The sequence below is a fragment of the Microcoleus sp. D3_18a_C4 genome (assembly GCF_036702415.1).
Classification (GTDB): Bacteria; Cyanobacteriota; Cyanobacteriia; order Cyanobacteriales; family Microcoleaceae; genus Microcoleus.
Genome location: NZ_JAUBTI010000010.1, coordinates 72,601 through 92,562 on the forward strand (window position 1 = coordinate 72,601; position 19,962 = coordinate 92,562).

The 19,962-nt window shown below is 47.9% G+C and carries 17 protein-coding genes; 6 read left to right on the top strand and 11 right to left on the bottom strand.

Annotation, left to right across the window (positions count from 1 at the left end; translation table 11 throughout):
* Positions 1-480 precede the first annotated feature (480 nt).
* The 3 genes from QUB16_RS07800 (at position 481) to QUB16_RS07810 (ending at position 4,784) form a co-directional block, all read left to right on the top strand.
* A complete protein-coding gene (locus QUB16_RS07800; RefSeq protein WP_333315296.1) occupies positions 481-1,314 on the top strand; it encodes a prohibitin family protein in 834 nt (277 codons plus the stop codon).
* Positions 1,315-1,522: 208 nt separating this feature from the next.
* A complete protein-coding gene (locus QUB16_RS07805) occupies positions 1,523-1,663 on the top strand; it encodes a hypothetical protein (protein WP_333315298.1) in 141 nt (46 codons plus the stop codon).
* A 109-nt stretch (positions 1,664-1,772) separates the two neighbouring features.
* On the top strand, positions 1,773-4,784 hold the full coding sequence (locus QUB16_RS07810; RefSeq protein WP_333315300.1) for an EAL domain-containing protein: 3,012 nt from the start codon (positions 1,773-1,775) through the stop codon (positions 4,782-4,784).
* 601 nt (positions 4,785-5,385) lie between these two features.
* Here the strand turns inward: QUB16_RS07810 and rpsF are convergent.
* Complete coding sequence (gene rpsF, locus QUB16_RS07815; protein WP_015176119.1) at positions 5,386-5,721, bottom strand: 30S ribosomal protein S6; 336 nt, start codon at positions 5,719-5,721, stop codon at positions 5,386-5,388.
* Positions 5,722-5,736: 15 nt separating this feature from the next.
* Here rpsF and QUB16_RS07820 point away from each other — a divergent pair, with 15 nt between their 5' ends.
* Complete coding sequence (locus QUB16_RS07820) at positions 5,737-6,654, top strand: carbohydrate ABC transporter permease (RefSeq protein ID WP_333315302.1); 918 nt, start codon at positions 5,737-5,739, stop codon at positions 6,652-6,654.
* Between the two features lie 65 nt (positions 6,655-6,719).
* Here QUB16_RS07820 and QUB16_RS07825 read toward each other — a convergent pair whose 3' ends face one another.
* The 8 genes from QUB16_RS07825 to glyA all read right to left on the bottom strand — a co-directional run bounded on the left by QUB16_RS07825 (position 6,720) and on the right by glyA (position 16,734).
* Positions 6,720-6,980 (bottom strand): hypothetical protein, encoded by a 261-nt coding sequence (locus tag QUB16_RS07825; RefSeq protein ID WP_333315303.1) that lies wholly within the window; start codon positions 6,978-6,980, stop codon positions 6,720-6,722.
* A 46-nt stretch (positions 6,981-7,026) separates the two neighbouring features.
* Complete coding sequence (locus QUB16_RS07830) at positions 7,027-9,582, bottom strand: HDIG domain-containing metalloprotein (protein ID WP_333315305.1); 2,556 nt, start codon at positions 9,580-9,582, stop codon at positions 7,027-7,029.
* Between the two features lie 417 nt (positions 9,583-9,999).
* Positions 10,000-11,148 carry an ADP-ribosylglycohydrolase family protein gene (locus tag QUB16_RS07835; RefSeq protein ID WP_333315307.1) on the bottom strand — a complete coding sequence of 383 codons (1,149 nt, stop codon included), beginning with the start codon at positions 11,146-11,148 and terminating at the stop codon, positions 10,000-10,002.
* A gap of 309 nt (positions 11,149-11,457) precedes the next feature.
* Positions 11,458-11,898, bottom strand: a complete 441-nt coding sequence (gene aroQ, locus QUB16_RS07840; protein ID WP_333208377.1) for a type II 3-dehydroquinate dehydratase — start codon at positions 11,896-11,898, stop codon at positions 11,458-11,460.
* Between the two features lie 112 nt (positions 11,899-12,010).
* Entirely contained in the window at positions 12,011-12,148 is a 138-nt protein-coding gene (locus tag QUB16_RS07845) for a hypothetical protein (protein WP_006631912.1), read from the bottom strand.
* A 299-nt stretch (positions 12,149-12,447) separates the two neighbouring features.
* Positions 12,448-13,704, bottom strand: a complete 1,257-nt coding sequence (locus QUB16_RS07850; protein ID WP_333315308.1) for a competence/damage-inducible protein A — start codon at positions 13,702-13,704, stop codon at positions 12,448-12,450.
* A gap of 236 nt (positions 13,705-13,940) precedes the next feature.
* On the bottom strand, positions 13,941-14,996 hold the full coding sequence (locus QUB16_RS07855) for an MraY family glycosyltransferase (protein WP_333308465.1): 1,056 nt from the start codon (positions 14,994-14,996) through the stop codon (positions 13,941-13,943).
* 454 nt (positions 14,997-15,450) lie between these two features.
* The gene (glyA, locus tag QUB16_RS07860) at positions 15,451-16,734 is read right to left on the bottom strand and encodes a serine hydroxymethyltransferase (protein ID WP_333315310.1); all 1,284 of its coding nucleotides are present in this window, start codon (positions 16,732-16,734) and stop codon (positions 15,451-15,453) included.
* Positions 16,735-16,902: 168 nt separating this feature from the next.
* On the opposite strand from glyA, the gene QUB16_RS07865 reads away from it, so the two are divergent.
* Together QUB16_RS07865 and QUB16_RS07870 are read left to right on the top strand one after the other, a co-directional pair.
* The gene (locus QUB16_RS07865; RefSeq protein WP_190739976.1) at positions 16,903-17,100 is read left to right on the top strand and encodes a hypothetical protein; all 198 of its coding nucleotides are present in this window, start codon (positions 16,903-16,905) and stop codon (positions 17,098-17,100) included.
* A 142-nt stretch (positions 17,101-17,242) separates the two neighbouring features.
* A complete protein-coding gene (locus QUB16_RS07870) occupies positions 17,243-17,716 on the top strand; it encodes a Tic20 family protein (RefSeq protein WP_333315311.1) in 474 nt (157 codons plus the stop codon).
* A gap of 178 nt (positions 17,717-17,894) precedes the next feature.
* On the opposite strand, the gene QUB16_RS07875 is transcribed toward QUB16_RS07870, so the two are convergent.
* Both QUB16_RS07875 and QUB16_RS07880 read right to left on the bottom strand, forming a co-directional pair.
* The gene (locus QUB16_RS07875; protein ID WP_333315312.1) at positions 17,895-18,671 is read right to left on the bottom strand and encodes a fumarylacetoacetate hydrolase family protein; all 777 of its coding nucleotides are present in this window, start codon (positions 18,669-18,671) and stop codon (positions 17,895-17,897) included.
* A 95-nt stretch (positions 18,672-18,766) separates the two neighbouring features.
* Positions 18,767-19,423 carry a 5-formyltetrahydrofolate cyclo-ligase gene (locus tag QUB16_RS07880; RefSeq protein WP_333315313.1) on the bottom strand — a complete coding sequence of 219 codons (657 nt, stop codon included), beginning with the start codon at positions 19,421-19,423 and terminating at the stop codon, positions 18,767-18,769.
* Positions 19,424-19,962: the final 539 nt, after the last annotated feature.

The window sequence follows — 19,962 nt, forward strand, 5'->3', positions numbered from 1 at the left end:
CCAATTCTACAAATAGAGTCTGTAAGTCGGAGATTGAAATTCTATCTTTCGCTTGTGCTTGAACCAACCCCCAAAGGTTTTATCGGCACGCACCTACTATTTTTTACTCAAAATTTACAAAAAATACCTATTTGATGCTAATTTTTTTAGCTTTCTAGAAAGCTTTCTTTTTCCGATCGCCATTTTATCCATTGTCCCAGAGCGATCGAGCTATCTATTTACTTCTGCTTTATCTAAAAAACTCCTGTTTGTCAAGATAATTGAAACATTTATTCATCACTAATCTCACCCAGCTACAAGTGCCATTGTTCATCCCCGCTCATCGAGCTAAGAGGTTCCCCGACCCTCGCAACTATATGACTTTTATGAAAAAAAATCAATGAATTTATGAGTTGTTGCACCCTTAACATGAAGTTATAATCTTAGATAATATCGAAGAGAAAACTAACATCAAGTAACACAACATAGCGGAATTAACCTATGAAAACCATGCAAAGTGTTCAGTACAACCTAGCTCTCTACATCGTCGGTGGCATCGTCTTCATCATCGCCGCCTTAATTTTAAGACCTTTTGCCCTCGTCGGCCCAGGGGAACGCGGCGTCATGATGCGCTTCGGGAAAGTTCAAGACGCGATTTTAGATGAAGGCATCCACCCGATTTTACCGATATTCACCTCGGTAAAAACTCTCAGCGTGCGGGTACAAAAAACAGATTTGAAAGCAGATGCAGCATCCAAAGATTTGCAAAGCATTACTACAGATTTGGCAGTCAACTGGAATGTTGATCCTGCCAAAGTTAATCAAGTTTTTCAACAAGTGGGAGACGAAGAACAAATTGTCACCAGCATTCTGAGTCCGGCAATTTCGGAAGTGCTCAAAGCAGCAACTTCTAAAAAGACCGCAGAAGAAATTATCACTAAGCGCACCGAACTCAAAACAGAAATCGACAACAGCCTTAAAAAGCGTTTGGAACCTTACGGCGTCATCGTCAGAGATGTTTCTTTAATAAATTTTGGCTTTTCTCCAGAATTTAGCAAAGCGATCGAATCCAAACAAATAGCAGAACAAGAAGCTAAACAAGCAGAATTTACTGTTCAAAAAGCAACCCAAGATGCTCAAGCTGAAATTAACCGTGCTAAAGGTAAAGCTGAAGCTCAACGCTTGCAGCGGCAAACATTAACAGCCGAAATTTTGCAGCAGCAAGCAATTGAAAAATGGAACGGTCAGTTTCCGACAGTAATGGGAGGAGGCGGAACTTTGCCATTAATTAATATTGCGCCGCCGAGTTCTCAAGCTGCAACTCCTGCTAAATAAGCTGCTGCGGATCGTGATGGCCAGGGCGCGGGGAGAAGGGGGGAGGGGGAGAGAGTCTGAGGGGGGGAAGAATAGAGGGTTTTTCACTGCGGATGTGAAGATGTGCTTTTTTAAATGCCGAACAGCAAGGGTAGACAATACAACTAACAACTAAGGTTGAATCTCAGATGTTGCACCATTGTCAATTACTTGTTTAGGAACAGGCAAGATGCCTGTTCCACAAGAAGAAAACTTATTCTTTGTGGAACGTTTAGGAACAGGCAAGATGCCTGTTCCACAAGAAGAAAACTTATTCTTTGTGGAACGGGCATCTTGCCCGTTCTTGACAATGGTGCAACATCTGAGTTAAATCCCGCTTACTTAAATACCAAGATACAATTTACGTTGCGCGAGTCCTGAAAAACGTTAAAGTAAGAAACAACTCGGAAATTGTAAAGGTTTGCTTGAAAGTTCGGCTGATGGGAGATCGGGAGAACCAGTCAATTTCTAATTTAGGTGAAGTGGGGAGTGCCGACGATCGCCATACTGCGTCAGCAGCCCTGTGGCTGCGCGATCGAGCCTTGGCAGCTAGTAGCTGCGGCATTGTCATTGCTGACGCCAATGCACCCGATTGCCCCATAATTTATTGCAATCCGGCCTTTGAACGGATGACGGGTTACTGTGCCAGTGAAATCTTGGGGCGTAATTGCCGATTTTTGCAAGGCCCTGATACCGATCGAACTACTGTAGCTAAGATCCGCGACGCCTTGCGCCAAGGTCGAGAAATCCAGACAACAATCAAAAATTACCGCAAAGACGGCAATCCTTTTTGGAGCAAATTGTCGCTATCTCCCGTGCGAGACGACAAGGCTAATTTGACTCACTTCGTGGGGATTCAGTCGGACTTGTCGGAACGCATATGTGAAGTATACGAAGCATTGCAGCAAGCTAACGACCAACTGCAAACGATTTTGGAAGCTGTTCCGGGCACAGTATCGTGGATTAGCTCGGATTTGCGCTATTTGGGGGTTAACCAGCACTTAGCCAAACTGCATGGTTTGCCGCCGTCGGCTTTTGTCGGTCAAGATATTGGTTTTCTAGGCGCGAGCTCGGATTTTAACTCTTTTGTGGTGGAGTTTTTTGCCGGCGACGCTACGGAAGCGGTTAAAGAACTCAACGTTAAAATACAAACCGCCGGGGGAGAGTCGGAGGGATACTATTTGATTGTGGCTCAAAAGTACGCTCAGGGCACAGCAGCTTGTCTGGTAGGGATTGACATTACCGAGCGCAAGCGGGCAGAAGAAGCTCTGGTGCTGACTCGCAAGGCGGTGGAAAGTTCGAGTGACGCGATCGGCATCAGCGATGCGAACGGCACTCACATCTATCAAAATCAAGCGTTTTCTCAGCTATTTGAATGGGACACCGCAGAGGAATTTAAACTAGCCGGAGGTATATCGGCAGTTTTTGCTGACCCCGCAGTCGCCAGGGAGGTACTCGATACGATCGCCCAAGGTTATTCTTGGTTTGGTGAAATTACCAACCGCACTAAAAGCGGTGAAACTTTGCAAGTGTTGCTGCGGGCCGATGCTATTAAAGACGCTACAGGGAAAATTGTCGGTCTGATTTACATGAATACCGATATTACCGACCGAAAGCGCACGGAACAAGAGCTGCGGCAAAGCGAGAAGCGCTTTCGATCGTTGATTGAAAATGCTAGAGACATTATTGTAATTCTCGACGAGAAAGGCTTTTGCCGCTATGTCTCTCCTTCCCTAGAGCGGATTTTGGGCTACCCGACGGCGGAAGTCCTCGGCCGGTCTATATTTGACTTGATTCACCCTGACGAATTGCTGATAGTGGATCAAGTGTTCAAAGGTGTCATGCAAATGCCGAAAGTTAGCCTGGGAATGGCGGAATACCGAGTGCAGCACAAGGATGGTTCCTGGTGCGTGTTGGAAGCGGTGGCGACGAATTTGCTCGACGAACCTTCGGTGCGGGGAATTGTGGTCAACTGTCACGACGTGACTGAGCGCAAGCTGGCTGAAGAACAATTGTTGCACGATGCTTTGCACGATGCGCTGACGGAGTTGCCGAACCGTGCTTTGTTGACTGACCGGTTGGGGCAAGCTTTTGCCCGCGCACAACGGCATCCAACCTATCAGTTTGCGGTGCTGTTTCTGGATTTGGACAGGTTTAAGGTGATTAATGACAGTCAGGGACACCGCACGGGCGATCGGCTGTTGGTGGCGGTGGCTCGCCGTCTCTTGACTTGTTTGCGGCCAGGGGATACGGTGGCTCGTCTGGGGGGAGATGAGTTTGTGATTTTGCTGGAAGAAATTCACGGTGTTGATGAGGCGATCGCCCAAGCAAAGGAAATTCTCAAAACGATCGAACGACCGCTGAATTTGGAAGGTAATAAAGTTTTAATTACTGCTAGCATCGGCATTGCTTTGAGTACCGACAAATATCAGTGGCCGGGAGATATTTTGCGCGATGCTGATATTGCGATGTACCGGGCAAAAGCTCTCGGTAAAGCTCGCTACGAAGTTTTTACCAGTGCGATGCACGCTCGCGCTGTGGCTTTGATGCACTTGGAAAACGATTTGCGGGAGTCGGTTGAAGAACTAAATTTGAAATATTCGATCGTGGATTTCGCCTGTGGGACGGCGGCGGAAAACTCGCCGATGAGTGAAATAGATCGGAGATTGGAGCGTCCGAAGTCGCAAGTGACCGCTTTAAAATTGGAATGTCCTTTTACTGTTTATTATCAGCCGATCGTTAGTTTAAAAACGGGTTCAGTTATCGGATTTGAGGCGCTGGTGCGCTGGCTGCACCCGGAACGGGGTTTAGTTTCCCCGATGGAATTTATTGCGATGGCGGAGGAAACTGGGTTAATTATGCCTTTGGGTTTGTGGGTTTTGAACGAAAGCTGCCGCCAAATTATTAAGTGGCAGAGTTTGAATTTACCTTTGGGAAATTCACGGCTGACTGTAGCAGTAAATCTTTCCGGGAGGCAGTTTGCGGAACCGGAATCGATCGAGCAAATTAAGCAAGTTTTGCAGGAAACGGGTGTTGACGCTCGCTGTTTGAAGTTGGAGATTACTGAGAGTGTGGTGATGGAAGATGGGGAAGCGGCGGCGGCGATGCTTTCGCAGTTGAGAGAGTTGGGGATCGATCTGTGCATTGATGATTTTGGCACTGGTTATTCGTCTCTGAGTTATTTGCACAAGTTCCCGATTAATATTTTGAAGGTCGATCGCTCTTTTGTCAGTCGCATCGGAGAAACGGGTGAAAATTTGGAAATTGTGCGGGCGATTGTCATGCTGGCCCGCAGTTTGGGGATGGAGGTAGTGGCAGAAGGTGTCGAAACCGCCGTCCAATTGGCTCAAATGCGGTCGCTCGGCTGCGAGTACGGTCAGGGATACTTTTTCTCTAAACCTCTCGACAGTGAGGCAGCTACAGCCTTGTTGAGGCGATCGCCGAAATGGTGAACTTAACCAAATATTTAATTTGTATATTAAAAAATATTAAAACTATTGCGCGGTGTGCTTATTGGAGAGTCACACGATGTTAGATGTTAGATGTTAGATTTTAGATTTTAGATTGAAGAAAGCGACTCCACTGATAAATCCGGGGGGTTGCGATCGGGAGCGAGGAGCTTTTTTCTCGCTCCACGAATGAATCCGGGGGCCCCGGATCAAATTTCTTGATTGTCAATAAGGCAATACGCTTGGGTTAAAACTGTTTATCTCTCGGAGATACCAATTTTATATGAGGCCCCGTAGAATCTGAGCTCCCCTTAATAAGGGGAGTAGGGGGTGGGACAAGAGCTTGGTCAAAATCAACCCCTACTCCCCTTATTAAGGCAGGGCGGTTTCATTCTCAAGAAAATCAGGCTTTTGTAGGGGTAGTGCCCCCGTGCCTACCCCCTCCGCAGACGACTTCACAGGCGTTTGGGAAATGGGAGCAGCCACTCTTTGCTGCCCCTACAAGAGAATGAAACAGCCCTGCCTTATTAAGGGGGATTTAGGGGGCTCGAAATATATGCAACTTCACATTAAATTGGTATAAGACGTTAAGTTGACACGAGTGCTACTCGGCGACTTCAGCTTCCGCTTCCGCTTCAGGTGCGTCTGGCACATCTTGCTTGATTGTCAAATAGCGAATCACTTCTTCGCTCAGACGCATCGCGCGCTCTAGGGTAAAAATTGCAGCGCCCGGAGCTGTATAGTTCATTTGAACGTATACTCCGTCGCGGTGCTTGCCGATTTCGTAAGCCAAACGGCGCTTGCCGCGGTGCTGAGTTTCGATGTTTTCAGCACCTTGATCGCGCAAAATAGTTTGATATTTAGCGATCGCCTGGTCTGTCATTTCCTCACCCAAATCAGGGCGCAGAATGTACATAGTTTCGTAAATAAACGGTTTCATGGCAATAATCCCCTTATGGACAACAAGGCTTCTCACGAAGCAAGGACTTATTATCATATCCCAACAATGAACAATCTCAAAACTAAAAAACCAAATTCCCCAAACCACACTCCCTCGCCGTGGAGCACCCTGTGGACGTACAGCATCATGAGCGCGATCGCACTTTTAATGCTGTTTCCCTTGCTGTGGCTGCTCAGTACCTCCCTCAAATCCCCCAACGAAAACATCTTTCAATTTCCCCCGCAACTGTGGCCACAACAGCCAACCCTCGAAAACTTCATCAAAGTTTGGCAAACCAACCCCTTCGGCCGCTACCTGTTCAACAGCACCCTAATAGCCGGCCTCACAGTTAGCATCAACATCCTCTTTTGCGCCCTCGCCGCTTATCCCTTAGCCCGACTCAAATTTCGCGGCCGCGAAGCCATCTTAATTACAATCATTTCCACAATCATGATTCCCTTCCAAATAGTCATGATTCCCCTATACATATTGACTGTACAACTCGGACTAAAAAATAGTTATTTAGGCGTAATCTTTCCCGGACTAGCCTCAGCCTTCGGCATATTTTTATTGCGACAAGCATTTCTAGCAGTTCCCAAAGAACTAGAAGAAGCAGCCCGCATCGACGGCTGCAGCGAATTAGGCATTTGGTGGCACGTCATGATTCCGGCAATTAAGCCAGCTTTAGTCACCCTAGGAATTTTCGTATTTATCGGTTCTTGGAGCGACTTTCTGTGGCCGCTGCTAGTTTTAGACAGGCCGGAATATTACACTTTACCTTTAGGGGTAGCCAATTTAGCCGGGACATTTTCTTTAGATTGGCGTTTAGTTGCGGCGGGTTCTATTATTTCTATTGTTCCAGTTTTAGGACTATTTTTGCTCTTGCAAAAATACATTGTGCCAACAGAAACTGCTGCGGGAGTCAAAGGATAGAATCAAGATAAAAAATTGGCGTTTATCCGCGTTCATCTGCGGTTAAAAATTAAAATCTTTTGAATTCACAACTCACAAAATTTATTTGTGATGTAGGAACGGCCAGAAATCCGCTGGATTGTAGACCGCGCTGGGGCTGTAGATACTATCATCGCTTTTGCAAATGCGATCGATGCCCAAGACTGGCAAAAATTGCGATCGCACCTAGCTGGCGAAAGAGATATCGACTCTTCGGAATTTTGAGGAATCAAACAAACTATGGTAATTGTCAGCGACAATCCTGAAGTGCATGGCGCTTTGCGGCCCCAATCGCCATGAAATCTCATTCAAAACTGAAATGCGAACTGATTTTTCCTAACTCAAAATTTCCTCCTACCTGGGAGTAAAAACTGCGCTAGGATAAGCAATCCGCTTGTGATTGAACTGTTCCCAAACTCGCACAAAAATCTCCGCAATTAGAGACATATCCTCCCGCGTTAAATCCGAATCAATCAACTGATTATCCTGCCAGCGAGCCCTCAAAATCCGATTAACCATATTCAAAGCCTCTTCATGAGTAGCATCCTTGAGCGATCGCAAAGCAGCCTCGCAAGAATCCGCCAGCATCAGAATCCCCGTTTCCCGCGACTGCGGAATCGGCCCATCGTAGCGAAAATCCTCCTCCCTCACTTGGCGACTTGCGATTGTTAACTTTGAATTATCCGCATCTGGCAAAGCAATCTTTAAATCTTCTATTTCTTTGGCAGCAATTTGCTGCGCTTGGTGGTAGAAATAAGCAATCAACATTGTACCTTGGTGTTCGGGAATAAACGCCTGAATTGCCTTCGGCAATCGATGCTTCCGCGCCATCACCAACCCCTCGGTAACGTGCTTTTTAATAATGTCCGCGCTCGCCCAAGGGTCATTAATTTCATCGTGTTTGTTGGTCCCGCCCATTTGATTTTCACAAAATCCGAGCGGGTCGTGCATTTTTCCAATATCGTGGTATAATGTCCCAGTCCTGACCAGCTCAACATTGCAGCCGAGTTCCCGGGCCGCAGCCTCCGCCAAACTCGCTACAAACAGCGTGTGCTGAAAAGTCCCCGGAGCCTCGGCAGCCAATTTCTTCAACAGCGGGCGGTTGGGATTGGCAAGTTCCGCCAGCCTGGTAGGCGTAATCAAGTCAAAAAGGTGTTCCAAATAAGGGCTGATGCCGATCGCCACAACGCTCCAAGCCAAACCGGCCAAACTTTGCGCGCCCACCGTACCGAGTACGACGTACCAAATAGCACCGGCAGCCGCGCTGGCAATCAAAGTCCCCACCAGATAAACGGTGCCCTGAGTCAAACCGACAGCCACGCCCAAAAGAGCCAATTCCTCGCGCGATCGCAGCCGCCCGGCCATAAAAGCGCCCAGCAATCCCCCCGCCCCGCTAGCCACCAAATGAATCAAGTCCACATTTAAGCCAATGGGCAGCAGCGCCGACAGCAGCCCCACCACAGTCACTCCAACTGCCGAACCGTAGAAGCCGCCCGCTAAAATCCCGATCGCGGGCAAACTCGTCCAAGGCAGGCCCAAACTCACCAGCACCGGCGCGCTCAAAGTCAGCAGCAGCAATAGCAAATGATCTCTGCGGCGCAAGCGGTAGTGCCTTTCCACCAGCAGTACGATCGCAATTGCCCCCGCGACTAAACAAACAAAACCCGCCAGCCCCAGCCAATTCACCCCCCGCCGGCTCAAACCAAAATAGTCGAGCAACACGAAATCTTGCTGCGAGATTTCTTTTCCTTGTGCAACAATTATTTCGCCCCGATCTACTGCGATCATCACCGGTTTCACCTTTTGGGCCGCTAATTCAGCTAGCTGTTTGGTTTCCTCGGGATCTCTCACCAGATTTGGCTGCAAAATCGCTGTTAAACCCTCCACCGCCCAAGCTTGGGACTCTAACGGCACTTCATCAGCCACTTGCAGCTTCACAGCTTCTTTCAAAATCTCTTTTGGCAAGCCCTGGGGGATACCTTGAGCCACCATCCTTTTTGCCGCCCGACTCATACCGGTTTGGGTTTTCTGCCAAGCTGCATCCGACAAATCAAACAGCGAAGTATCGTAAATCTGTGGGAGTCCCAAAACCGACGGTTTTTCCAGCGCCTCCACAGCATTGAGATAGCGCAGGCGAGCAGAGGAAATACTGTCTGTCAGGCTTTGAAAGTCGGCAGCCGGGAGCGATCGGCTGTAAGCTTGCAGTTGAGCTATAGCATCCTGCCGAGACTTGTTCTCCGTCTGCCCTGCAACTGCGGGGGAACCCAAACTCAATCGCTCGGAAGTTGCACTTTTGTCCCCCGCTTGCGCCAAAATCGAGCGCCACTCCCACTCGGGACAGCTCCGCAAGTAAACCTGAGCAGCAAGTGAGAGCGCCGAGGACTTGGCAAACGGAAACGGGCCTACCGACTCCCGCAGCTCGCTTCCCTGCTGCAAAAATTGTTGCAATTCTTGATAAATTTGTCGATCGACCGCAGGATCTAGCATTAATATGGCTACAGCCCCGATCCGCGCTGCTTTCCGCTGTTCTTCAGTAGTTTTGTAATCCGGGACGCTAGCAGTATCAGGGGCCTTAATCGTCTGAGGAGCTTTCGTCCCCACATCGAGTTTCGGCTGGTTGTAGAAGCGGTGGCCCAGAGTGCTGCTTAGAGAAACTACCGCAACCAGCGCCAACATAGGGGAACGAGCTTGATTTTTGAGGCTGGATTTGGAGGTTTTACTTGTAAATCTAGTAGTAAAAGTCTCGGGAAGAAGCCATTTCGGGCGCGACAAACGGCTCGGGAGAGGCCCGCCAGCGCGCTCGGTATCTGCTTTGCTGTCGCCATTTTGCACTTTAGCAATGTGTTGGCGCAGTGAGCGCGCAGCCCCTAGCTGCTCAATCTGCCGCATCAATGAGGAGATCGTATTCATTTGTGTCGAAGATATATCACTGTTATCCAGCAGCTTTGTCAGAATTTCTGACTGTGCATCTTGATTGATTTTATCCGAACTACCCTGACTGAATATTCAAACCTCCAGGCTACTTTGCCTGACTATCGCCAGCAGTTGGCTTTCCTGACGGTGGCCAACCACGCAATCACCTTCTTTCCTTCCCTTGTCTATCTTGAACAGAACTGGCGCGCGAGGGCTAAAAACCCGTTTCTGCGTATATTCTTCGTTTCCCAACCCCATCTTCTCGTTTAAATCTGGCTTGTTGGGGCAGGCGCGTGCGATTTAATTTTTCACTTTTTAATCTTTAATTGGCGCTCTCCTTCCACTTTCGCTTTTGACTTGTTAATTGCTAATTGCTAATTTCTGGTTTCCCCTTACCAGTAAAAGCTCCAACCTTTATATTTTACGAGGTCTAATGACATAAGGTGCAGCCACCGATCGGGCTAGCGCTGCGGAATCCAGTGCGGCATCTGGGCTGTAAACTCCTGCCCAAACAGCAAACAGGTTATTTGCTAACTCTACAATTTTTGCCTCGCTGCCCGTTCCCCAGAGCGAGGGTTCTCGGCCCTCGGCTAGCTGCTGCGAATTAACCTCAGCCGAAGATACCTGTCGCCATTCTACAGGAATCCCAGCAACGCCGTTATAGGCTCCAGACAAAGCTCCTGTCAAAGCGCAGGTTATTTGTCCGGCTATACCACAGCGGGCAGCCCGCACCACTGACAAGCGCAAGTCTTCTGGGGTGTTCAAAAAGCAGTAGAAAGCTAAGGCAATGGGAATGAAATTTCCTGGGTTGACAATTGACTGGGTTTGTAATTTTTTTTCACCTTCGCCCTGTCTTTCTCGCAAAGCTGTGGCGCTTTTGCACAGATGAGTGGCGGCTGTTTCTAAATCGGCTCCCTTTTCTAGTAGTATTTGCACTTGCAGCAGCAGCTCTGTTATGGCATTATCGGTTTTCAGGTAGGCAAGTGTTTGCTCGATCGCTGTCGCGGGGTCAAGTCTTTCTTTGAGAGATCGGGCGATCGTATATGCTACTGCTAAAATTGCTGTTTCCCATTCTGGCTGGTTTTCGTTGTGCCAAACCTCTATCGCCAGCATGATTTTTTCTCGCAGCTTGGCTTTATTTTCGTGAAAAAACATCGCGGATGGCAGCGCAGCAAGGGCAGCTTCACCAGGATTAAGTAAGGTTTGAAACTCACTGTTGCGGGGATGGTAGATTTCCGACTTGGCAAATGCTTCCCAAGTATCGCGCCAATCTTTTAAATCTAAACCCCTACACCGAATTAAACTTTGAGCGCACGCTACCGCAAGTCTCCCGGATTCGGATGAGTCTTTGCCACTTGGGATTTTACTGTTGACAGAATTCAACGCCAATGTTGCCCCTCTTAGGGTCAATTGTTGGTGTTTCGTCAGTTGTAAAATCGGCTGCAAGTCTTCTGTTTGGGGGGGAATACCCACGAGTTGCCTCTGGTATTGCAAACCTAGAGAGTCTCCTAAAACTGCCCCCAGGATGGTTCCTTGAAACTTGCTCAACAGGGAATGCCGCATTTGAATTTAACTCAATTTGTTAGTAATATCATTTCCGGTTACACCGGAATGATGTTGACGGTTGACTGTTGACGCCGTGAACTGTCAACGCCGTGAACTGTCAACGCCGTGAACTGTCAACGCCGTGAACTCGGATTTACTATTCCGATGCTAACGGATTTGATATAATTGGTAATTGGTAATTTAGAATTCTTCCTGGTTTCCTTCTTTGCCTAATTCTTGTGATTAATTTGAATTCAACCCAAACATATAAGGGCTGGTTTTCCATCTAAAACCTGCCCTCATCCGATCGCTACAATCGGTAAATTTTTAATTTTTAATCAGGTAACTAACTAGAGCTTGCAGCCCCAGCCGATAACTTTCTGGGCCAAAACCGCTGATTTGCCCGATCGCCACCGCTGCTATAAACGAGTGATGCCGAAAAGCTTCCCGCCGGTAAATATTGCTCAGATGAACTTCTACCGCAGGGATATTCACCGCGGCGATCGCGTCTCTAATTGCCACACTCGTATGAGTATAAGCTCCAGCATTAATCAATAAGCCTTGGTGCTGCCCTAACATCGAGTGAATTGCATCCACCAACACCCCTTCATGATTCGACTGCTGAATTGAGACTTGCACCTGGAGGGCTTGCGCTTCTCGTTCTAGCAACTTGTTGATATCATTTAAAGTCGCAGAACCATAAACTCCAGGTTCTCGCTGACCCAATAGATTCAGATTAGGGCCGTGAAGTACCAGGATATTTAACAATTTTAAAATTTCCAGCGCAACAAAAATTATGAGAGTTTTGACAGGGGATTTAGAATCAGTCTGCCACCTCAAACGTCAAACCTTAAACCTCAAACTTCTAATGCAGTCCCGACTACCTGCGATTCCTCGGTTGGTTGACAGGAATACGAATCGGTTCGAGTTCCGGTTCAGGTTCTGGACTCAGCAGTCCTTCTATCAGCTTGCGAACCCATTCTTTAATTTGTTCCAGCACCTTTTCAATGTCTTCCATTGAACGGATAGCTCCTTTTTTTATAGTCTAGATTGCTAAACCGACGGCTAAATATCTGAAAACAAGCAAGCACGACCTTGAAACCAAAGGTCAAACTTGCTTTCTCGCTTGCTGGTTATTTTGAGCAATGGAGAGAGTCAGTATCTTGGCCAATCAGTCCTATCTTATTATCATAACGAATCTTTACAGATAATCAAGAGGCAAAAGGAAAATTGCCGAATTATCTCGGAGTAGACAGTGTTAAATAAAGCTTAAGCTTACGGTTGACTGTTGACAATTGACCAATCGTAGGATTTTTTCTACGCTTTTGCCAACAATAATTTACGCCGGAGTCGATCGATCGCCGTACAGCTACTCAGATTCCGAATCCAATCGCGGCCTCTGGCATCGCCAAAACGGTATTCAAAACTTTCTGCGTCGCCGTCGGGGCCCGCTAAACCGACATAAACCAGTCCGACAGGTTTAGCATCTGTGCCGCCTCCGGGCCCGGCGACGCCTGTAATGCTCAACCCCCAATCGGTATTGAGGCTGGCGCGAACTCCCGCAGCCATTTGTTTGGCCACTTGGTGGCTGACTGCCCCAAATTCGGCTAAATCTTGCGGATTAACACCTAATAATCCTTCCTTAACCCGATTGTCGTAAGAAATAATCCCGCCTAAAAAGTAGCTCGAACTGCCGGGAACACCAGTCAGCATCGCCCCCAATCCACCTCCCGTGCAGGATTCAGCCACGCTAAGAGTTTGCCCCGCATCCAGCAACAATTGGCCGACAGTCGAAGCGAGGGTATCGCTATCAGCACCGTAACAGTCTAAGCCGGCAATTTGCCGCAATTGTTGTTCGATCGGCTCAATCAAGTTTTTCGCCGCCACTTCCGACTCCGCGCGGGCCGAAATCCGCAGTTTGACTTCGCCGTGATTGGCGTAGGGAGCCACAGTAGGATTAGTTAAATTCAGAAAACTATCTACTTTTTCGGCCAATGCCGACTCAGCAATCCCCCAAAATTTTAATGTGCGGCTGTAAATAGTGGCGCTGCACCAGCCGTTATTTTGCAGGAAAGGAACGGCGGTTTCTTGCCACATTAAGTGCATTTCCGCCGGTACGCCGGGAAATGTCATTACTGTCACGTTAGAAACCGGCTGCCAAATAATGCCCGGTGCAGAACCGCTGCGGTTTGGCAGAATGTCCGCAGTTTCTGGAATTAAAGCTTGTTTGCGGTTGCTGGGACTCATGGTGCGTCCCCGCTGGGCATATTTGTATTCGATATCTGCAATAATTTCCGGCTTTTCGATGAGGGGAACCCCAAAAAAATCGGCGATCGTTTCGACTGTGAGGTCGTCTGGTGTGGGGCCCAGGCCTCCGGTGAACAGCAAAAGCTGCGATCGACTGACGGCGATTTCTAACACTTGTTTGATACGTTCTGGATTATCCCCCACCACTGTTTGATAGTAGTGAGGGATTCCCAGACTCGCTAATTCTTTGGCTAAAAACTGGGCATTGCTATTAAGAATATCGCCTAACAGCAATTCAGTGCCAACACAAATAATTTCAGCAACCATTATTCGATTTTAGATTTTAGATTTTGGATTTTGGATTGGGGAATTGGGCATAGGGCATAGGGCATAGGGCATTGGGCATTGGGCATTGGGCATTGGGCATTGGGCATTGGGCATTGGGGAATTGGGCATTAGAAATTATTTTTCTTCCTTCTTCCTTCTTCCGACGGACATCGGACTGACATCCGTTACATCCGTTACATCCGTTACACAATCCGTTGCCGAACTTCCTTCTTCCTTCACCTAGCGTGTCTCCAAACTTTCCAGCTAGCATATCCCAGCAAACTTGTTGCACCCATAGCGTAAATTACGCCGCTGGGAAGCGAAAAAGCTAGGGCTAAACTTCCCACCCACAGTGTCAGTGAGTAAATAAATAAAACCGCAAATCGATGGGACAGTCCGGCTTCTAGAAGTCGGTGGTGGAGATGGCGCTTGTCAGCAATAAACGGTGACTTGCCGTTGCGAAGTCGATCGAGAATCACCGCCGACATATCTAAAATCGGTACAGCTAAAATTAAATATGGCAGCAACACAGAAGTAACAGCCGTAGTTTTAACTAACCCAATTACTCCCACTCCAGCGAGAGTAAACCCGATAAAATAAGCCCCGCCATCTCCCATAAAGATTTGAGCCGGATTGAAGTTGTAGCGCAGAAATCCCAATGTCCCGCCAGCCAAAGCCGCTGCAATCAGGGCCGCCGCTGGTTGGTGCATCGCCAGACTGACAATCAGCATCACAACTGCTGCAATCCCTGAAACTCCCGCCGCTAAACCGTCTAAACCATCAATCCAGTTGATGGCATTCGCCATGCCGACGAGCCAAATTACGGTAATTGGCAAGCTCAGCCAGCCAATATTAGTCAGTCCCAAGGAGGGAACTGTGAGAAACTCAATCTGTACGCCCGCGTACCAAACGATGCTGGATACGCCAATTTGCATGAGCAAGCGTTTTAAGGCCGAGAGTGAAAATAGGTCGTCTGCTAAACCGATGAGGAAGAATCCGATGCCGCCGAGGGTGACTCCCCAAATTTCGTATTCGTCTTTGGGATTGAGAACTTGTCCGTTAGCATCGATGAAGCCTCCTGAGAGCCAGACAAATAAGAGGGCAGTGATAGTGCCGAGAAAGATGGAAACTCCTCCCAAGCGCACCATCGGGCGCTTGTGGACTTTTCGCTCGCCTGGCCGATCGACTCGCCCGCTTTTGAGACCAATTTTTTTGACTATTGGTGTACTCCAGAGGACGACGATCGCAGAAACCAGAAAAGCGAGTATGTGGTACAGATACTGGTACGGCATCTGAAATCAATTTTAAATAGTGCGGGGCAATTAGGCTGTCAGGCAGAGTCTACTACATTTCAGATGGCTTATAACAAGGAAACATCTTGAAGAGCGACTGGGGGTTTGGGAGTCGGAGATTTGCCGCAATGGCAGTTGCCCTGGGGCGAATTGTCAGGTTGTTCATTCATAACTCTCGAATTAACGATTTAAAATATCGACTCTTTCGCGAGCAAAAAAGTCGATATTTGGCGCGCGGGCCCAGTTGAGCGGTATCTTTCGCAACCGACAAATACCGTTAGTCAAACCAGCCCCGCCGGACAAATATCTTTACTAAAAACCGTATTGGCGATCGATATTTTTGGTGAAAACCGCTTGTCAATATCGCTACCGGCAACTCTCAATCTTTTCCTGCTCTTTTACCCTTTTACCCGTACACTTCCAACTACCAATTTCCCATTGCCGATCAGGAAAATTAAGCTAATGCCGGCACTTTCGAGTACAAGTGGGGATATAAGGGGAAGCGATCGCACAGTGCTGCTACTCGACGCAGGCAGTCTGCTGCGACGCTTTCATCATCTGGATTTAGCAGGCGATCGGCGATAATATTGCCAATCTCGGTAAATTCTGCTGTTCCCATTCCCCTGGTGGTCATCGCCGGCGAACCGAGTCTCAAACCGCTGGTGACAAAGGGAGATGCCGGATCGAAAGGCACGGTATTTTTATTAGCAGTAATATTCACACCGCTGACTAATTGGTCCGCTTGTTTGCCTGTCATGTTTACCGATCGCAAATCAACTAGCATTAAGTGATTGTCCGTGCCACCGGAAACGAGTTTTAAACCCCGCTGCTGCAACTGTGCCGCTAAAGCGCGCGCATTTTCAATTACTTGACCGGAATAAGTTTTAAATTCAGGCTTTAATGCTTCGCCGAAAGCTACTGCTTTGCCCGCAATGACGTGTTCTAAGGGCCCACCTTGAGTGCCGGGGAAAACTGCTTTGTCAAACTTTTTACCTAATTCCGGGTCATTGGTCATAATCAAGCCACCACGGGGGCCGCGCAGGGTTTTGTGAGTGGTGGTGGTGACTGCGTGACAGTGGGGGAGGGGGTTGGGGTGGTGCCCTGTGGCGACTAACCCGGCGATGTGGGCGATGTCGGCGAGCAGGTAGGCTCCGATTTCGTCGGCGATCGCTCTAAACTTCTCAAAGTCGATAATTCGCGAATATGCTGAATAGCCACAAATTAGCAATTTCGGTCGGTTTTCTTTGGCCAGTGCCAAAATTTCGTCATAGTCAAGCTGTTCTGTTTCTTGGCTGACGCCGTAGTGAAAAGCTTTGAACCATTTGCCGGATACGTTGACGGGCGAACCGTGGGTCAAGTGTCCGCCGTGGGACAAATCCATGCCCATTATTCCGTCTCCGGGTTCCAGCAAGCTCAAAAATACTGCAAAGTTGGCTTGAGCGCCGGAGTGGGGCTGGACGTTGGCGTGAGCGGCTCCAAATAGCTGTTTGGCGCGATCGATCGCAATTTGCTCGATGCCGTCAATAAATTCGCAGCCGCCGTAGTACCGTTTCGCTGGCAGTCCTTCGGCGTATTTATTGGTCAGCACTGAGCCTTGAGCTGCCATTACGGCTGCGGAGGTAAAGTTTTCGCTGGCGATGAGTTCTAGGTGGTCTCGCTGCCGCTGGAGCTCTTGCCCGATTAAATCGGCAATCAGCGGATCGGTTTTGGAAAGGAATTCTAAGTTACTGTCCGTCACAATAATCAACCTCTTGACAAATTTGGGATTGGGAATTGGGGATCTTATACCGTACTACGGATTTCGCACCATTGATATAAATATTACGTTGTGTTCAGGTTAAGCCGTTTGTCCCCAACTCCTGACATACAATGAAATTACTGGTGTGAAACCTGCCGGAGGTATCAAATGTTAGTCATTTTAATGGAAAATCAGATGCTTGCCCCTCAGTGTGTTTGCCAAAGTTGTTTGCTGGCCGATCGCACGGGCCAACCGCGCTGGAGCGGTGGAGAGCTTCGCTGCGGACATCCAGTTGCTAAACCTACGGAAAATTTGCCCGATCGGTACGAGTGTCAAATGGGCTTCACGATCGCTAATATTAAATAAAAAAGCCTGCATCTGGTAGTTGAGGCTACTCCCCGCTGAGTGAAAAGCAAATTCCGGCAGAGTCGAAACACAAACCCTGCTGCTGCGTTATCCTGAGTTTAATGGAATTCATAGTTAATCGATAGACTCAGGAGAGTTCATTATGACTTGGCGCGGATCTACAACTGTTCCAGACCGGATTTTTGCTTCTTTGCCTTATTTGCTCCCGTTGGTTGACGGGCTTGCCTTTGGCAGGTTTCTGTTTACACAGTTTCCTGTCCTGCAACTGTTGTTGATACCGCTAGCTCCTTTGATGCAAATTTATAGTTTGCCCTTTGCTAGCTTGATTATCTTCTTTGCTCTGTATTTAGGAGTAGTTAGAAACGAAAACATCAGTCACTTCATTCGTTTTAATGCGATGCAGGCGATTCTTTTAGACATTGTTTTGATGCTGTGCGGTCTGGTTTTGCCGATTTTTTCTAACGGCCTCCAAGTCGCCTTTATTGCGGAAACTCTGTATAACATGGTGTTTTTGGGCGCTTTTGCTGCATTTGCCTATGCCGTCGTGCAGTCGCTTTTGGGACGCTATGCAGAGATTCCCCCGCTTTCGGATGCTGTTTATATGCAGGTACGATAAATCAGTCATTGGTCATTGGTCATTGGTCATTGGTCATTAGTCGGGAGAGGGCGCGTGCGTGAAATGGTTAACTCTTTCCAGGGCGCAAATCATCGCTAAACACGGCCCTACAAGCTCCTAAAAGACATTGTTGTTTTTGCACTTACCTAATTAATAACTAATGACTGATGAGTGATGACTAATGACTAACAACTACTGTATTTTCAAGACTGCCGATGCCTTCAATTTCGATGCGGACTCGATCGCCTATTTGTAGCGGCCCTACTCCTTGTGGCGTTCCAGTCAGTATCACATCGCCGGGAACGAGGGTCATTATTTGACTGATGTAGCAGACGAGAAAGTCTGGGGAAAATACCATGCGATCGATCTGGGATGACTGTACGGGTTGCTCGCTCTCATTGACAAAAGTCTGCAACTGTGCAGCAGGACTCAGTTCGCGGACAATCCAAGGCCCCAAGGGACAAAATGTATCGAACCCTTTGGCCCTGGCCCACTGGTTGTCCCGTTTTTGCAAATCTCTAGCTGTTACGTCATTGGCGATCGTATAGCCCCAAATTTTGCTGTGTGCTTGTTCGGGAGTGCAGTTGGTACAATGTTCGCCAATTATCAGGGCCAATTCTCCTTCGTAATCTACCCTTTCCGACTGCTGCGGATAGCGAATCGCTGCACCAGCAGGGATGACGGCACTCGGAGGCTTGAAAAACAGCAGGGGTTCTTCCGGTACTGGGGTTCCCATCTCGGCGGCGTGATCGACATAATTTTTGCCTACGGCTACAATTTTTGAGGGAGAGCACGGGGCGAGAATTTGGTAAGTATCTGGTGAAAGTTCCAAATCGGTTGGTTGTCCTTGTAACCAGGGCGGTGCATCAAATACTTGAACGCTGTGGCTTAGTTGCAGTAAACCGTAATGGATGTGTCCTTGTGTTGTTTTGACTCGAACGTAGCGCTGGGCCATACTATTTTAGATTTTAGATTTTAGATTTTAGATTCTAGATTCTAGATTAAGAGGATATAGGCATAATTGCGGAAAATTAATTTGTTTATGCCCGTTTAAGATTTTCGCTGTGCAATTTTGCAAGCGCTTTCTGTACAAATGCCGTGCAGCGGTAGATCCCAGGGGTCAACTGGTAGCTGGGCGACCAAGGCAAATTCAAAGATAATGCCGATCGTAACTTTTGATTCCCACTCAGCTAAACTGAGCATTCGATCGTAATAGCCACCGCCGTAGCCCAAGCGATAGCCGCGAACATCGCAGCCTACTGCGGGTACGAGCATTAAATCTACTTCTGAGTGGTCTATTTTAGGAGCATCTGGCAGGGGTTCGAGTATGCCATAAGCTCCAGTATGTAAAGCATCTCCGGGCTGCCAGATGTGCCAGGATAGCTCTTTGCCGACACAGCGGGGAAATCCCCATTTTTTAGGGGTGGGAATGGCATTTGTGGGACAGGCATCTTGCCTGTCTCCAGAATTGAGCAGGGAAGATGCCTCCTCCACAGAAGATGTAAATAGGGGACTTAAATCTGGTTCTTGGCGGCAACTGAAGTAGGCGAGGATTGTTTTTGCTTGGGTGAATAGGGGCGAGTTTTGCAGATGATTGCAGATGCTCGTGCTCTTTTGTCTCCATTCTTGTGCTGATAAGGATTTGCGAGTGTTGAGGAGCGATTTTCTTAATTCGGTTTTAGTTAATGAAGGTTCAGCAGTATTCATATTTGCGATCGAATCTCTCGTTTGACTTCCAGTCCGACAGGGGTTGAAGACCCCTGTCTCACAGCGAAAGTCCTCTAAAAGAGGACTACAATTAATTGCATTTTCATTACACTCTGTAGTCGGTTTTAACTCACATCTTGCACCATTGTTAAGAACGGGCAAGATGCCCGTTCCACAAAGAGTTAATTTTCTTGTGGAACAGGCATCTTGCCTGTTCCTAAACAAGTAATTGAGAATGGTGCAACATATCATTTTTAACCGACTTTAGCTTTGAGGCAGGGGTTTAAACCCCTGCCGGACTGCCGGACTGTGGGAAAGTATCAACATTCGGTTTTAGTTAATGAAGGTTGAGGAGTATTCATATTTGCGATCGAATCTCTCGTTTGACTTCCAGTCCGACAGGGGTTGAAAACCCCTGTCTCACAGCGAAAGTCCTCTAAAAGAGGACTACAATTAATTGCGTTTTCATTACACTCTGTAGTCGGTTTTAACTCACATCTTGCACCATTGTTAAGAACGGGCAAGATGCCCGTTCCACA

What these genes read in the sequence shown, in the direction of transcription:
- QUB16_RS07820 (WP_333315302.1), top strand. Translation starts at nt 5,737, where the DNA reads ATGGACAACAAGGCTTCTCACGAAGCAAGGACTTATTATCATATCCCA.
- QUB16_RS07800 (WP_333315296.1), top strand. Translation starts at nt 481, where the DNA reads ATGAAAACCATGCAAAGTGTTCAGTACAACCTAGCTCTCTACATCGTC.
- QUB16_RS07870 (WP_333315311.1), top strand. Translation starts at nt 17,243, where the DNA reads ATGACTTGGCGCGGATCTACAACTGTTCCAGACCGGATTTTTGCTTCT.
- QUB16_RS07835 (WP_333315307.1), bottom strand. Translation starts at nt 11,148, where the DNA reads ATGCGGCATTCCCTGTTGAGCAAGTTTCAAGGAACCATCCTGGGGGCA.
- QUB16_RS07850 (WP_333315308.1), bottom strand. Translation starts at nt 13,704, where the DNA reads ATGGTTGCTGAAATTATTTGTGTTGGCACTGAATTGCTGTTAGGCGAT.
- QUB16_RS07880 (WP_333315313.1), bottom strand. Translation starts at nt 19,423, where the DNA reads ATGAATACTGCTGAACCTTCATTAACTAAAACCGAATTAAGAAAATCG.
- QUB16_RS07805 (WP_333315298.1), top strand. Translation starts at nt 1,523, where the DNA reads ATGCCTGTTCCACAAGAAGAAAACTTATTCTTTGTGGAACGTTTAGGA.
- QUB16_RS07825 (WP_333315303.1), bottom strand. Translation starts at nt 6,980, where the DNA reads ATGAGATTTCATGGCGATTGGGGCCGCAAAGCGCCATGCACTTCAGGA.
- QUB16_RS07855 (WP_333308465.1), bottom strand. Translation starts at nt 14,996, where the DNA reads ATGCCGTACCAGTATCTGTACCACATACTCGCTTTTCTGGTTTCTGCG.
- QUB16_RS07875 (WP_333315312.1), bottom strand. Translation starts at nt 18,671, where the DNA reads ATGGCCCAGCGCTACGTTCGAGTCAAAACAACACAAGGACACATCCAT.
- QUB16_RS07845 (WP_006631912.1), bottom strand. Translation starts at nt 12,148, where the DNA reads ATGGAAGACATTGAAAAGGTGCTGGAACAAATTAAAGAATGGGTTCGC.
- QUB16_RS07810 (WP_333315300.1), top strand. Translation starts at nt 1,773, where the DNA reads ATGGGAGATCGGGAGAACCAGTCAATTTCTAATTTAGGTGAAGTGGGG.
- QUB16_RS07865 (WP_190739976.1), top strand. Translation starts at nt 16,903, where the DNA reads ATGTTAGTCATTTTAATGGAAAATCAGATGCTTGCCCCTCAGTGTGTT.
- QUB16_RS07830 (WP_333315305.1), bottom strand. Translation starts at nt 9,582, where the DNA reads ATGAATACGATCTCCTCATTGATGCGGCAGATTGAGCAGCTAGGGGCT.
- rpsF (WP_015176119.1), bottom strand. Translation starts at nt 5,721, where the DNA reads ATGAAACCGTTTATTTACGAAACTATGTACATTCTGCGCCCTGATTTG.